Origin of the sequence: Sphingomonas sp., from assembly GCF_024508665.1 — a bacterium.
Taxonomy (GTDB): Bacteria; Pseudomonadota; Alphaproteobacteria; order Sphingomonadales; family Sphingomonadaceae; genus Sphingomonas.
In genome coordinates, this window is the sequence record NZ_JANINP010000006.1 from 983,587 (window position 1) to 998,471 (window position 14,885).

The 14,885-nt window shown below is 66.4% G+C and carries 13 protein-coding genes; 5 read left to right on the forward strand and 8 right to left on the reverse strand.

Features of this window, described 5'->3' with window-relative positions:
• Positions 1-75: 75 nt before the first annotated feature.
• From pyrE to hisG, 8 genes are all read right to left on the reverse strand, one after another.
• On the reverse strand, positions 76-669 hold the full coding sequence (gene pyrE, locus Q0L25_RS13535; RefSeq protein ID WP_296615064.1) for an orotate phosphoribosyltransferase: 594 nt from the start codon (positions 667-669) through the stop codon (positions 76-78).
• 87 nt (positions 670-756) lie between these two features.
• A complete protein-coding gene (locus Q0L25_RS13540; RefSeq protein WP_296615066.1) occupies positions 757-2,724 on the reverse strand; it encodes a S9 family peptidase in 1,968 nt (655 codons plus the stop codon).
• A gap of 134 nt (positions 2,725-2,858) precedes the next feature.
• Positions 2,859-4,973, reverse strand: coding sequence for a sodium-translocating pyrophosphatase (locus Q0L25_RS13545; protein ID WP_296615068.1), 2,115 nt, complete (start codon positions 4,971-4,973; stop codon positions 2,859-2,861).
• A 114-nt stretch (positions 4,974-5,087) separates the two neighbouring features.
• Entirely contained in the window at positions 5,088-5,981 is an 894-nt protein-coding gene (thiL, locus tag Q0L25_RS13550; RefSeq protein ID WP_296615070.1) for a thiamine-phosphate kinase, read from the reverse strand.
• 10 nt (positions 5,982-5,991) lie between these two features.
• Positions 5,992-6,168: a DUF4169 family protein gene (locus Q0L25_RS13555; RefSeq protein ID WP_296615072.1), complete on the reverse strand. Its 177-nt coding sequence runs from the start codon at positions 6,166-6,168 to the stop codon at positions 5,992-5,994.
• A gap of 12 nt (positions 6,169-6,180) precedes the next feature.
• Positions 6,181-6,651 (reverse strand): transcription antitermination factor NusB, encoded by a 471-nt coding sequence (gene nusB / locus Q0L25_RS13560; protein ID WP_296615074.1) that lies wholly within the window; start codon positions 6,649-6,651, stop codon positions 6,181-6,183.
• Between the two features lie 49 nt (positions 6,652-6,700).
• The gene (gene hisD / locus Q0L25_RS13565) at positions 6,701-7,987 is read right to left on the reverse strand and encodes a histidinol dehydrogenase (RefSeq protein ID WP_296615076.1); all 1,287 of its coding nucleotides are present in this window, start codon (positions 7,985-7,987) and stop codon (positions 6,701-6,703) included.
• A gap of 108 nt (positions 7,988-8,095) precedes the next feature.
• Positions 8,096-8,758 carry an ATP phosphoribosyltransferase gene (gene hisG, locus Q0L25_RS13570; protein ID WP_296615078.1) on the reverse strand — a complete coding sequence of 221 codons (663 nt, stop codon included), beginning with the start codon at positions 8,756-8,758 and terminating at the stop codon, positions 8,096-8,098.
• A 164-nt stretch (positions 8,759-8,922) separates the two neighbouring features.
• On the opposite strand from hisG, the gene Q0L25_RS13575 reads away from it, so the two are divergent.
• The 5 genes from Q0L25_RS13575 (at position 8,923) to Q0L25_RS13595 (ending at position 14,860) form a co-directional block, all read left to right on the forward strand.
• Positions 8,923-10,029, forward strand: a complete 1,107-nt coding sequence (locus Q0L25_RS13575) for a DUF2332 domain-containing protein (protein ID WP_296615079.1) — start codon at positions 8,923-8,925, stop codon at positions 10,027-10,029.
• A 155-nt stretch (positions 10,030-10,184) separates the two neighbouring features.
• Entirely contained in the window at positions 10,185-10,658 is a 474-nt protein-coding gene (locus tag Q0L25_RS13580) for a MarR family transcriptional regulator (RefSeq protein WP_296615081.1), read from the forward strand.
• 1 nt (position 10,659) lies between these two features.
• A complete protein-coding gene (locus Q0L25_RS13585; RefSeq protein ID WP_296615083.1) occupies positions 10,660-12,090 on the forward strand; it encodes an efflux transporter outer membrane subunit in 1,431 nt (476 codons plus the stop codon).
• Complete coding sequence (locus Q0L25_RS13590) at positions 12,087-13,322, forward strand: efflux RND transporter periplasmic adaptor subunit (protein WP_296615085.1); 1,236 nt, start codon at positions 12,087-12,089, stop codon at positions 13,320-13,322. Before Q0L25_RS13585 ends, Q0L25_RS13590 begins: the two co-directional genes overlap by 4 nt.
• Entirely contained in the window at positions 13,319-14,860 is a 1,542-nt protein-coding gene (locus tag Q0L25_RS13595) for a DHA2 family efflux MFS transporter permease subunit (RefSeq protein WP_296615087.1), read from the forward strand. Before Q0L25_RS13590 ends, Q0L25_RS13595 begins: the two co-directional genes overlap by 4 nt.
• Positions 14,861-14,885 lie beyond the last annotated feature (25 nt).

Consider the following 14,885-nt stretch of genomic DNA (forward strand, 5'->3'; position numbering starts at 1 on the left):
GGCGGATCGTCCCCCGGACGATCCTTGAGCATGCGGGGTATGCTCACCCGACGTTCCTCCGCCGGGCGGCGGATTTCAATCCAGCGGCTTCTTGTCTTCCTCGGTCACCCCGAGATCGGTCGCGGTGAACAGCGCGTGGAGCGTGATGCCGCGCTCCTTGAGGTTGGCATCCGCCCCTTGTTCGCGGTCGAGGATCACGATCGCGTCCTTCATGATCCCACCGGCCGCTTCGATCTGTTCGGCGGCCTTCAGGATCGACCCGCCGCTGGTCGCGACGTCGTCGATCAGCACGACATGCTTGCCCTGCAGCGACTCGCCGCCGCTATCGTCGAGCCCTTCGACCATCAGCGAGGTGCCGTGCGCCTTCGCCGCCTTGCGCACGAATACCGCCCCGATCGGGCGACCGACGTCCCAGCTCAATGCCGCGATTCCGCCCAACAATGGCACCGCGCCCATTTCCAGCCCCGCGACGTAATCGGCATCCAGCCCGTCGAGCACCGACAACAATCCGCGCGCGCATTGCGCGGCGCCTTCGGGCGTCATCATCGTCGCTTTCATATTGAAATAGATCCGGCTGCGCTTGCCCGAGACGAGCAGGAAATCGCCGCGCTTGAGCGTGCGCGTGGCGAGCAGCGTGCGAAGGGCTTCGCGGTCGTACAAGGCGGCCATGGGTCCTCACAGGGCAAAGGGAAGGAGCGCCACCGCGGCCGGTGACGCCCTCCCTTCGATCAAGCCCGGCAAGGCGTCAACTGGCGATCATGCGGGATTATACTTTGCCAGGAACGCCTCGAGTTCCTCCAGGAATTGCAGGCGGTCGGCTTGGCGCGTGAAATGATGGTCGCCCAAAGGCTGCTCGACGTACCGATAGGTCGCACCGGCCGCCTTCAGTCGCTCGACCATCTCGCGCGATTGCTTGACCGGCACGACCTGGTCGGCCTTGCCATGCATGATCAGGATCGGCGTCGAGAATTCGGCGGCGAAATTTATCGGCGACACCGCCTTAAGGTCGGGCGCCTGCCTGCGCAGATTATCCTTGTTGCGGCCGCCGTTGAGGAACGAGCCGTCATACCGCAGCATCGCCGTCATGTCGGATATGCCGGCGAACGACACCGCGCAGCGATAGACGCCCTTGTCGCGCTGCGCGGCGCGAAAAGCGGCATAACCGCCATAGGAACCACCGACGATGCATACGCGTTTGGAGTCGGCGATTCCCTGCTTCGCCGCCCAACCGACCGCGTCGACCAGGTCGTCCTGCATCTTCAGGCCCCATTGGCCTTCGCCGAGCTTGTTGAACTTGGTGCCGAAGCCGGTCGAGCCGCGATAATTGGGCTGCAGCACGGCGTAGCCACGGCTCGCCAGGAACTGAGCCCACCAATCCCATTCCTCGTCGTCGCGAACCGCCGGACCGCCATGCGGCATCAGGATCAATGGGAGGTTCTTCGCCTCGCGCCCTTTGGGCAGCGTCAGCACCGCGGACATTTCGGTGCCGTCGCGCGCGGTGTAGCGGACGGTCTTGACCGGCGCATAGCTCTTGGTGCCGAGCGTCGCATTGATCGTCGCGAAGACCGACATTCGCCCGTCGGCAGGGCGATAAAGATAATAGGCCCCCGCGCTGTCGGCCGCGCCGATATGCACGATCAACACGCTTAGGTCGTTGCTCCACGACACGATGTCGGGCCACAGATTGGGAACCGCCTTGTCGAGATCGGCCTGGACCTGCGCCAGGGTCGGGTCGAGCCATTTCGTGCGCGTCCGCGTGTCGGTATATTGGAACCCCATCATTTTCGTGCCGGTCGGGTCGAGAAACGGTGCGTCGACATCATAGCCGGGCGCATCGAAGATCTTGGCGCCGATCTTCATCGTGTCGAGATCGAAATCATAGACGGCGTCGAACCCGTCGGCATCGTCGACCGCGATCGCCTTTCCCGATTGCGGCAGGATCAATGCGGGCAAGGTGCTGAGCGTACTGCCCTTGGCGACGGCACGCTCGATGGGTTTCAGCGGCCCGCCGGCCTGCGCGCGATACAGCGTGCGATAGGATCGCCTGTCGTCGTCATAGGCAGTGCCCATCCGCACGGTGCCGGCAGTGTCGGCATACCAGTCCATTACATTGGTGGTCGAACTCTGGACGATCTTGCTCTTGCCTGTGGAGACGTCGAAGTCCCGCACCTGCGGCCAGAAATTCTCGCCCATATAGATCGAGTTCTGCATCGCGATCAGGGCATGCGGGCTGCCGTCGCGCGCGACCCACAATATGTCGGCGCCATTCTGGCCAGTCGTCGGCGTCGCCAGGACATTGATCTTGCCGCCATCGGAGCGAACGCCGAACGCGCGGCTGACATACCAGCTATCGCCCTCGACCGGCTGCATCTCTCCGGCGCGGAGCAATAGCCAGTCGTTGTTGACCCATTTCCAGCTGATCAATTCGAAATCGCCCGGATCGAGCAATTTGACCTTCGTGGTGTCGGCCAGCGGGATGATCGCCAGCCGCATCTTGCCTTGAACCGCGATCCGCGCGGCGACACGGGTACCGTCGGGCGACAAAGACGGCGCTTCGATGAACGGCAATTGCGCAAAGGCCGCGGCGGGAGGAGGGCCGGCATTGGCCGGCGCCGGCTTTGTCTCTGGTGCCGGTGCGGCTGGCTTGGTGTCTTGCGCCGATACACCGGTCATCGCCGGAAATAGCGCGGCCGCAGCCGCGATCGATACGATACGCCCAAACATGACTTGCCCCCAGTGCCCCGGGCAGCAGTCTAGCAATGAAAAAGGGGCAGACAAGCTGCCCCCGATCCAATTTTATGTCCGAAAAGAACGATCTGCTCCCATCCGGCGCAACGACCGGATGGGAGCCGTATCGCTTAGCCGACGCCGTGCGCGGCCAGTGCCGCGAGCAGCAGCAGCGCGACGATGTTGGTGATCTTGATCATCGGGTTGACCGCCGGGCCCGCTGTATCCTTGTACGGATCGCCCACGGTATCGCCGGTGACCGCGGCCTTATGGGCATCGGAGCCCTTGCCGCCGTAATTGCCGTCTTCGATATACTTCTTGGCATTGTCCCATGCGCCGCCGCCCGAGGTCATCGAGATTGCGACGAACAGGCCGGAGACGATCACGCCGAGCAGCATCGCCCCGACCGTGGCGAAGCCCTGATCGCGGCCCGCGACTGCCTGGATGACGAAGAACACCACGACGGGGCTCAGCACCGGCAACAGCGACGGCACGATCATTTCCTTGATCGCCGCCTTGGTCACGATGTCGACCGTGCGACCGTAATTGGGACGGCTGGTCCCTTCCATGATGCCCTTGTCGGCGGCGAACTGGGCGCGAACGTCCTCGACCACCGATCCCGCCGCCCGGCCGACCGCGGTCATGCCGAAGGCGCCGAACAGATAGGGAAGCAGCGCGCCGAGCAGCAGCCCGACGATGACATAGGGATTGCTCAACTGGAAGTTGATCGTCCCGATGCCGAGTTGCGGCGCATAGCGATCGAGGTCGGTCGTATAGGCGCCGAACAGCACGAGCGCGGCGAGCGCGGCCGAGCCGATCGCATAGCCCTTGGTCACCGCCTTGGTCGTGTTGCCCACCGCGTCGAGCGCGTCGGTGCGGTGCCGCACGTCGTCGGGCAGCCCCGACATTTCGGCTATGCCGCCGGCATTGTCGGTGACCGGCCCATAAGCGTCGAGCGCGACCACCATGCCCGCGAGCGCGAGCAGCGAGGTAGCGGCGAACGCCACGCCGATGATCCCGGCCAGCTGATAAGTCGCGATCACCGCGATCACGATCACGAGCGTCGGCAGCGCGGTCGATTCCAGGCTGATCGCAAGGCCTTGGATGACGTTGGTGCCGTGGCCGGTGGTGGATGCCTTGGCGATCGACTTGACCGGCCGGTAATTGGTGCCGGTGTAATATTCGGTGATCCACACCAACAGGCCGGTCACGACCAGGCCGATCAGCATGCAATAGAAGAGCGACATGCCGGTGAAGCTCTTGTCGCCGACAGTGCCGATCGCGGCGTTAAGGTCGCCGAGCACCCATTTGGTCGCGCCGAAAATGGCGAAGGCCGACAGGACGACCGTCGTCCAGAACCCCTTGTAGAGCGCGCCCATGATCGACTCGCCCTTGCCGAGCCGGACGAAATAGGTGCCGATGATCGAGGTGATAATGCACACGCCGCCGACGATCAGCGGCAAGGCCATCAGCGCGAACAGATTGGGCGCGTCGGCGAGCAGCAGGGCGATGGAGACCATCGTCAGGCCGATCGTCACGACATAGGTTTCGAACAGATCGGCCGCCATGCCGGCGCAGTCGCCGACATTGTCGCCGACATTGTCCGCGATCGTCGCCGGGTTGCGGGGATCGTCCTCGGGAATGCCCGCCTCGACCTTGCCGACCAGGTCGGCGCCGACGTCGGCGGCCTTGGTGAAGATACCGCCGCCCAAGCGCGCGAAGATCGAGATCAGCGAGGCGCCGAAGGCCAAGGCGGTCAGCGCGGCGACGATCTCATGATCGCCCGGCTCGAGATGCTTGACCCCGGTCAGGTACCAGAAGATCCCGGCGATCGAGAGCAGGCCCAGGCCCGCCACCAGCATGCCGGTGATCGCGCCCGAACGGAACGCCAAGGTCAGACCGCCCTGGAGCGAGCCGCGCGCGGCTTCCGCCGTGCGGACGTTGGCGCGGACCGAGATGTTCATGCCGATGAACCCGGCGATGCCCGACAGCACAGCGCCGATCAGGAACGCCACGGTCGACAGGATGCCGAGCGTGAAGAACAGGATCACGGCGACGATCACGCCGACGATCGCGATGGTAGTATATTGGCGACCCAGATAGGCCTTGGCGCCTTCCTGGATGGCGGCGGCGATATCCTGCATCTTTTCGTTGCCGGCCGGCGCGCGAAGCACCTGCTGGCTGGTGATGAAGCCATAGACTACGGCGATCAGGCCGCAGACGATGGCCGCATAGACAATCGTCATTCCTCTTCCCCTGCTAGACACGTGACGCCGGACGGCATCCGCGAACTTTCCTTAAGGTGGGCAGGAGGTATAAGGAGGGATCGAGCGAGCGCAAGCGCCCACGAACCCTGGCCGTCAGTGTTGAAAACCGAGCGTGGCCGGGAGCGGGACGGATGAACCCTGCCACGTCAGCGCGATCCCGCTTCCGGCGCCGAACCGGCCGACCGGGGATGCGCCAACAGGCGGCTCTTCGCCGCCGGCCAGCGCGAACAGCAATTCGTAGTCGTCGCCCGCCGTCGCCGCGGCGAGGTGAGCGGCAAGGTCGGCGCCGGCAAAGGCGAGATAGTCCGGCGAAAGGGGGATGGCGGCGAGATCGATGGCGACCGCCAGGCCCGAGGCGGCGGCCATGCGGCCGGCGTCGATCAACAATCCGTCCGACACGTCCATCATCGCGTGAACGAGCGGGGCCAGCCTCGATCCCTCGGCAACACGCGGTATCGGGCGGCGATAGCGCGCGAGCAGCGTCTTTGGCCCTGCCTCTCCCTGCGCGATCCGCAAGCCCGCGCCGGCATCGCCGATCGTTCCCGTCACCCAGAGCGCGTCGCCCGCTCGCGCGCCCGAGCGCAACGGTGCGGGCGCATCGCGGCCGATCGCGGTCAGCGTCAATACGCGAGGCGCATTCGCGGGAAGGGAAACGGTATCGCCGCCGATCAGCGGACAGCCGAACGTCTCGAGCGCCGCGCGCAGGCCGTCGAGAAAGCCACGATCCCAATCGTCGCTCGACAGCGGATAATTGAGCAGCGCGCCCTCGATCCGCGCGCCCTTGGCGGCGAGGTCGGACAGATTCACCGCGAGAAGTTTCCAGGCGACGTCGCCCGGCGCATCGTCGGACAGGAAATGGACGCCCTCGACTATCGTGTCGGTGGTGACGGTCATTCCGCCGATCGTCGCATTGTCGTCGCGCAGCTCATGCGCGCCCGGATGGAGCGGCAGCGTCCGCAACGCGGCGATGAAATCGGCCTCGTTCATGCCCGCGGCTTCATGGCTCGCGTTTCATACCGTCCAGCTCGCGGGCGCGGCGCTCGGCTTCGGCCTTGGCAGCCTGTTTCTCTGCCTTGGTCCTGCCATAAGCGATGCGGTTGGCGGCGGCGGTCCTCCCGGCCTCCCCGCGCGCCTTCGCCTTGCGGGCCCGGTTGAGGTTGACGATCTCCGCCATCCGCGCCGGCGGTCAGGCTCGCGCGCTCTTGGCGACGCCGTCCAGGATGCCGTTGACGAAGCCCTTTTCGCGCCGTTCGTAAAAGGCGTCGGTGACGTCGAGATATTCGTTGATCACGGTGCCGACCGCGACGTCCTTGCGTGCGAGCAATTCATAAGTCCCGGCGCGCAGGATCGCTTTCATCAATTTGTCGAGCCGCTCGATCTTCCAATCGGCTGTGACGTTGTTCGCGATCAGCGCATCGATCTCGTCAATTCGCGCCAGCGCCCCGGTCACCAGATCGTCGAAGAAGTCGATATCGGCATCGGCATATTCGGCATCCTCGATCGTCGCGCCGAGGCGATGCTGGTGGAATTCGTGGAGCAACGAGACGACGGGCGTGCCGTCCATATCGTGCTGATAGAGCGCCTGGGTCGCGGCGAGCCGCGCGGCGGCGCGCGCCTTGGACCGGCCGGCGGTGCGGGAATTGGTGTGAGTCGTCATTTGCGTTGCCTTTAGACCGGTGGACCGGTTCTTGTCGAAAAATGGAGGCTCAGCCGAGCCGGAGCGCAACCGAGCGAGCGTGCGCGGGCAGGCCCTCTGCCTCGGCCAGCGTGACTGCCGCGGGGCCGATCGCGGCGAGCGAGGCCGGATCGAGTGACAGGAAACTGGTGCGTTTCATGAAGTCGAGCACCGACAATCCGCTCGAGAAGCGCGCGCGGCGGCCGGTCGGCAGGACATGGTTGGGTCCGGCGACATAATCGCCGACCGCTTCGGGCGTATAGCGGCCGATGAACACCGATCCGGCATGCTTGACCATGTCGAACAGTGCGTCCGCCTGGTCACAGGCGAGTTCGAGATGCTCGGGCGCGAGCCGATTGACCAACGGCATTGCCTCGACCAGGTCGGCCGTCACGACGATCGCGCCGTTCGCGTCCCAGCTCGCGCGCGCCACCTTGGCGGTCGCGAGTTTGCCGATCTGGAGGTCGACCGCTTCCGCTACCGCCCGCGCCAAAGCGGCGTCGTCGGTGAACAGGATCGACTGGCTCGACGGGTCGTGTTCGGCCTGGCTCAACAGATCGGCGGCGATCCATTGTGGGTCGTTCTTGCCGTCGGCGACGACGACGATCTCGCTGGGTCCGGCGACCATGTCGATCCCGACCACGCCGTAGAGCTGGCGCTTGGCCTCTGCGACCCAGGCATTGCCGGGGCCGCACACCACGTCGACCGGCGCGATCCGGCCGGTGCCGTAGGCCAGCGCGGCGGCGGCCTGCGCGCCGCCGATCCGCCAGACCTCGTCGACCCCGGCGACATGCGCGGCCGCCAGTACCAGCGGATTGACCTCGCCATGCGGCGTGGGCGTGACCATCACCAACCGCTCGACGCCCGCGACCTTGGCGGGGATGGCGTTCATCAGCACCGAGCTGGGATAGGCCGCGCGGCCGCCGGGGACGTAGATCCCGGCCGCATCGACGCCGCGCCAGCGCGCGCCGAGCCGCGCGCCGATCGCGTCGATCTCGTCGCGATCCTCGGGCTTCTGCTTGATGTGATAAGCGGCGATCCGCTCTGCGGCGAGTTCGAGCGCGTCGCGCAGATCAGGGGCCAGCGCTTCGTGCGCGGCGAGCCATTCGGCGCGCTCGATCCGCCAGCCGGTTTCGTTGAGGTCGTGATGGTCGAACTTGCGGGTGAAGGCGTGGACCGCGGCGTCGCCCTCGTCGCGCACGCTGGCAACGATGGTGCGGACATCGCGCGCGACATCGCTATCGGCTTCGCGCCGGGCATCGACCAGCGCCTGGAACTGGCGGTCGAAACCGGGTTCGGAGGTGGAGAGTTTGATCATCTTGGATCACCCTCACCCTTCCGCGCCTTCGGCGCTCCCTCCCTCTCCCATCGGGAGAGGGAAGGGGCCCGCGTCGCGTAGCGACGTGGGAAGGGTGAGGGCGAAGAATTACGCCGCATCGCATTTCTCCACCGCACGCCGGAACGCATCGACCAACGGCACCAGTTCCGGCCGCGTCTTGAATGCCGCGCGGTTGACGATCAGGCGGCTGGTGACCTCCGCGATCACCTCGACCTCGACCAGACCATTTTCCTTGAGCGTGCGGCCCGATGAGACAAGGTCGACGATGCGCGGCGCAAGACCCAAGGTCGGCGCCAGTTCCATCGCGCCGTTCAGCTTGACGCATTCAGCCTGCACGCCGCGTGCCTCGAAATGGCGTTGCGTCACGTGCGGATATTTGGTCGCGACGCGAACGTGACTCCAGCCGCGAGGGTCATCGGCGGCGGCCATCTCGGCGGGTTCGGCGACTGACAGCCGGCAATGGCCGATGCCGAGATCGACGGGCGCATAGAGCTCGGGATAGTCGAATTCGGCCAGCACGTCGGACCCGACGATGCCGATCTGCGCGGCGCCATGCGCGACGAATGTCGCGACGTCGAAGGCACGAACGCGGATCAGGTCGATGCCGGGCTGGTTGGTCGCGAACCGCAATGCTCGGCTGTCTTCGTCGGAGAAGGCCGCCTCGGGCTCGACGCCGGCGCGGACGAGCAGCGGCACGGCTTCCGACAGGATGCGGCCCTTGGGAACGGCAATGACTAGAGGTTGCGCCATGGCGGGGCTTTACTTGTGCACCTGCGAAGGCGCAATGCACCGCGACGGCGGCGCTTTCAGCGTGTGCCGTACCGGCGCGCTTGCCGGCCCGACCCTCCGACGGACAGCAATTCATGGAAGGTCGCGCGGGGTAGCGCGCCGGAACTGGACAAGGAGAATGCGGCATGGCCGACGAGGCGGGCAATCGCGAGGCGTTCCGGATCCAGGAATTCTATTGCCGCAACATGGACGCGCCGATCTATGCGCGGCTGTGCGCGGCGATCGCCGACGGCCTGACGCGCGACAGCCGCACGGGCACCCGCATCCTCGACTGGCCCGGCGAACCGACTCGCGACGCGTTGCCGCTCCGCTTCATCGGCGGGCTGCATGCCTTGGTGCAGGCCGGCGCCGATTCGGGTTTGGCGGCGGTGTTCCGCGGCGGGACGACCGACCGGGATGCGATTGCGGCGGCGGTGAATGCAGTACTGGCCAAGCATGACGATACCCTGCTGCCCTGGCTCGACGGGCCGCCGCAGACCAACGAGCCGGGCCGATCGAGCGCGCTGATCGTCGGGTTGCTCGAGATCGCGCGGCGTCATGGCCCCAAAATCGAACTGCTCGAGATTGGATCGAGCGCGGGGCTCAACCTGTTGATCGACCGCTATGCCTTCGATCTTGGCGGCGTGAAGCTTGGCCCCGCGAACGCGCCCGTCACGATAGCTCCCGAATGGCGCGGCGACCCGCTTGCGCCTGCGGCGATCGAGATCGTCTCGGTGCGCGGTTGCGACGTCCATCCCCTCGACGCCACCGATCCCGCGGTTGAGGCCCGGCTGGCCGCTTATGTCTGGGCCGAAACGCCGGCCCGCGCCGAGCGGTTGCGCAAGGCGATCACGATGCAGCGCGCCAAGCCGGTCGATCTGGTCCAGGCCGACGCCGCCGATTGGGTCGAGGCGCGACTCGCCGAACCGCAACCGGCCGGCGTGACGCGCGTGCTGATGCATTCGGTGGTGTGGCAATATCTGCCCGAGGACAGTGCCAGCCGTATCCGCGCGGCGATGAACGCGGCGGGGGCGCGCGCCACGGCGGAACAACCGCTCGGCTGGGTGATGATGGAGCCGGACCGCGCCCTTGCGCACCAGGTAGTCCGGGTGAAGAGCTGGCCCGGCCATGATGAGTGGCACGTGTTGGCGACCGCGCATGCGCACGGCGCCTGGGTCAGGAATGGCGGTGCCGACAATGGCGATCGGCAGCGTTACGACCTGCCGGCCGCGTCGAAGGTCGTGGCCGGCTAGCATGCAGACCGCGCGGCCGGCCGGCTGCGTGGCAAATTCCGGTACGGGCTAAGGTCCGGCTCCTGCTCAAAAAATGTTGCGGCGCGGCACTGGCGCCCCTTGAACGCGACCTTCCGAGAATTATCTGCCCGAGCAGTAATTGCCGAGGCAGATATATGCAGCCCTTCTACTCACCCGAGAATTTCCGGCCGGAAACCTGCCTCGGATACCTTCTCCGCCGCATCTACAAGTTGAGCGTCGCCCAGGTCGAAGCCAAGCTCGAGGACACCGGCGTCGGGATGTCGCAATGGATCGTCCTCAGCCTGGTCGATAACGGTATCGCCACGACCTGCCGCGCCTTGTCGCGCAACATGGGCCATGACAGCGGCGCGATGAGCCGGCTGGTCGAGCAACTCGAAACGAGTGGGTTGCTTGCCAAGGTTCGCGATGATGCCGACCGGCGCGTCAGCAACCTGATCGTCACCGAAGCCGGCAAGGCGGTGCTGGCGCGGAGCATTCCGCTGGTGATCGAGGTCTGGAACGACATCCTGCGCGACATCGCGCCCGGGGATATCGTCCAGACGATCGGCACGCTCTCGAAGATACTTGGCCAGCTCGAAGAACGCGAAGCCGAGACGGCGGACGCCTGACATGATGCAGCGGAGACTGTTCGGCGCGGCGATCGCGCTGTTGCTGGCCGGTTGCGCGGCCCCCCACGAGCCCGTCGCCGTGACTCCTATCGCCCCGGCCTCGCTCGGATTGGGCGATGCGCCCGCGCCGCTCGTCGCGTCCGATTGGTGGACCAGCCTGGGCGATCCGCAACTCGACCGCATCGTCGCCGACGCCTTGTCGGGCAGCCCGACGCTCGATGCCGCCACTGCTCGCGTCCGGGCAGCGCAGGCGGCAGTCGCGGGCAGCGAGGCGGCGCGCCGCCCCAATGTCGGCGCCGACGCCAGCGAGCAATTCGAGCGGCTGAGCAGCGTCTACATCATCCCCCCGCCTTATGGCGGCACCTTCCGCTGGATGGGCGATGCCCAGGCAAATCTGAGCTGGAATCTCGACTTCTGGGGTAAGCAGGCCGCCGCGATCCGCCAGGCGAAGAGCAGCGCCGACGCCGCGAAGCTCGATTATCAGGCGGCCCGGCTGGCACTCGCCGGCTCGGTGGTTCAGACCTATGTCGAACTCGCGCGGGCCGAGCGCCAGATCGCGCTGGCGCGGTCGACCATCGCGCAGCGCGAGCAGTCGGCCACGCTGGCCCGCGTCCGCGTACGCAGCCAGCTCGACAGCAATATCGACGTGCAGGCGGCGGACAGCCTGTTGGCGGACGCGCGCCAGGCACTGGTGCGCGCGCAGGGGCAACGCGAGCAACTCGTCCACGCCCTGGCGCTGCTCGCGGGGCGCGGCGCGGATTATTATCCGTCGATCGCACCGACCGCGCTCAAGCTCGACAGCTTGGCGCCGCTGCCGACATCGCTTCCCGCGGACCTGCTGTCGCGCCGGCCCGACATTCTTGCGTCGCAGGCGCGAATCGCGGCCGCATCGGCGGGGCGCCAGGTCGCGCGCAAGGCCTATTATCCCAACGTCAACCTGCTCGGCCTGGTCGGCCTGCAGGCATTGGGGATCGGTAATCTCTTTTCCAGCGACGCCTCGACCTATGGTGGCGGCGCCGCGATCCATTTGCCGATCTTCGAAGGGGGCAAGCTGCGTGCCGACTATGCCGGGGCGACGGCGGCCGTCGACGAGTCGATCGCCGATTATAACGGCAAGGTGCTCGGCGCGGTCCGCGAGACGGCCGATCTGCTCACCCGGCTGAAGACGCTCGACGACGATATCGCCCAGCAACGCGCGAGCACCGCCAGTCTCGCCGAGGTGCGCCGCCTGAACAACGTCCGCGTGTCGGCAGGCCTGAGCTCGCGGCTCGACCTGATCAACTACGATGTGCGCCTGCTCCAGGCGCAACAGGACAGCGTCAATCTCCAGGCCGACAAGGCCGTCGCCCAGGTCCAGCTCCTGGTTGCGATCGGCGGCGGATTCGACCCCGCCGCTCTGACTCCCAATTCCAGCCCGAAGGCCGCGCAATGACCGATATCGTGCAAGACCTGCCGACCCGCGAAACCCCGGCCGATACGGTGTCCGAGCATTCGGCGCCGCCGTCACCCGTCGCTCCGGCGACCGAACCGGCCAAGCCCAATACGCGCCGCCGGCTGCTGATCGTCGTGACGCTGATCGTCGTCCTGGGGCTGCTGGCCTATGCCGTCTGGGCGTTCTTCCTGGTCGGCCGCAGCGAGAGCACCGACGATGCCTATGTCGGCGGCGACACGATCGCGATCACCGCGCGTGACCCGGGGACAGTCCTCGGGCTCTACGCCGACGATACCCAGCGTGTGGCGGCCGGCCAGACCCTGGTGACGCTCGATCCCGCAACCGCCGATGTCGATCTCGCCGCCGCAGCCGCACAACTCGGCCGGGCCGTGCGCGGCGTGCGCGGCGATTTCTCGCAGGTCAATTCGGCGCGCGCCGAACTGGCTCAGGCCCAGGCCGAGCTCGCGCGGGCGCGCAACGATTTATCGCGCCGTCGCAGTGCCGCGGGTGAAGGGGCGGTGTCGGGCGAGGAAGTCGCGCATGCCGTGGATTCGGTAAAGACGGCGACGGCATCGGTAGCGCTCGCGCAAAGCAAGGTCGCCGAGGCCAATACCCAGGTCCAGGGCACCGACGTCCGCAGCAACCCGGCCGTGCTCGCGGCGATCGCCGATTATCGCCGTGCCGCGATCCGCCGCAGCCACATGACGCTGACCACGCCGGTGGCGGGCGTCGTCGCCCAGCGTCGCGTCCAGATTGGACAACAGATCGCGGCGGGCACCCCGTTGATGGCGGTCGTCCCGCTCGACCGCGTGTGGATCGACGCCAATTTCCGCGAGACGCAGCTTGCCGACCTGCGCATCGGCCAGCCGGTGACCATCACCACCGACACCTATGGCGGCAAGATCGTCTATCACGGCAAGGTCGCCGGGCTGGGCGCGGGCAGCGGCAACGCTTTTGCCTTGCTGCCGCCGCAGAATGCCAGCGGCAATTGGATCAAGGTCGTCCAGCGCGTACCTGTCCGGATCGCTCTCGACCCGCGCGAGCTCAGCAAATATCCATTGCGCATCGGGCTGTCGGTCAATGCCGAGGTCGACACCTCGAACACCTCGGGGCCTGTGCTCGGCGGCCAGTCGGCGCAACCCTATGCGCCGCAGTCCAGCGATGATGGTGGTGCCGCGGTCGATGCCCAGATCAACGCGATCATCGCCGCCAATGCGGGGCGCGTGCGGTGAGCGCGCCGGCCGGGCCCGCCCCGCTCAAGGGCGGAGCGCTCGCCATTACCGCGTTCGCGCTGGCGCTCGGCACCTTCATGCAGGTGCTCGATTCGACGATCGCCAACGTGTCGCTGCCGACGATCGCCGGCAATCTCGGCGTCAGCACCAACCAGGGAACGTGGGTGATCACCTCGTTCGCCGTCGCCAACGGTATCGCCGTGCCGCTGACCGGCTGGCTGATGGGCCGGTTGGGTGTGGTGCGGACCTTCGTTGTCTCGGTCGTTCTGTTCACCATCGCCTCGTTCCTGTGCGGCATCGCGTGGAACCTCAATTCGCTGATCCTCTTCCGCGTTCTCCAGGGTGCGGTATCGGGACCGATGATCCCGGGCAGCCAGGCGCTGCTGATCTCGATCTTCCCGCCCAACAAGCGCTCGACCGCGCTCGGCGTGTGGTCGATCACGACGCTGATCGGGCCGGTCGCGGGTCCGATCCTGGGCGGGTATATTTCCGACAATTATCATTGGAGCTGGATCTTCCTGATCAACGTGCCGGTCGGGCTGTTCTGCGCAATCATGTGCTGGCGCGGGTTGAAGTCGCGCGAGACGCCGACCCGCAATTTGCGCATCGATACCGTCGGCGTGCTGTTGCTGCTGGTCTGGGTCGGGGCGCTGCAGATCGTGCTCGATCAGGGCAAGGATGCGGACTGGTTCAACTCGACATTCATCACCGTCGCCGCGATCGTTTCCGCCATCGCATTCGTCTATTGGCTGATCTGGGAGCTGACCGACAAGCAGCCGGCGGTCGACCTGCGCCTGTTCCGCAACCGCAACTTCGCGCTCGGCACGATCGCCTTTTGCGCGGGCTATGCCGTGTTCTTCGCCAACGTGCTGCTGATGCCGCTGTGGATGCAGACCCAGCTCGGTTACACCGCGACCTGGGCAGGATTGGTTGCGGCTCCCAGCGGCGTCGTGGCGATCATCCTCACCCCGATCATGGCGCGGCTGAGCGGGAAGATCGACGCGCGCTTGCTCGCGACCTTGGCGTTCGGGTCGTTCGCTCTGTCGTTCTTCATGCGCTCGGGGTTCACCACCGAGGCCGATGTCTGGCATTTCACCTTGCCGCTGCTGGTCCAGGGCGTGGCGATGAGCTGCTTCTTCCTCGGCATGCTGACGATCCAGCTCGACGGCATTCCGCCGGAACGCATCCCCTCGGCGACCGGCATCTCCAACTTCGCGCGCATCACCAGCGGCAGCTTCGCCGCCTCGCTGATCACCACCATGTACGATCGGCGCGAGGCGATGCACCAGACGCGGCTGACCGATCAGTTCACCGCTTATGCGCCGACCTATGCGCAAACGCTGGAGACGCTGCGCCATCTCGGCGTCAGTGCGGCCCAGGCTCCGGCGATGGTCGCGCGACAGATGGTGGGGCAAGCCTATCTGCTCGCCGCCGACGATCTGTTCTGGATATCGGGCTGGATCGCGCTGTCGATGATCGCGATCGTCTGGATCGCGCGCCGGCCGAAAGCGCCGTCAGGGCCAGTCGCCGCGGACTGACTGCGGGACGGTTGATTTGACGGAT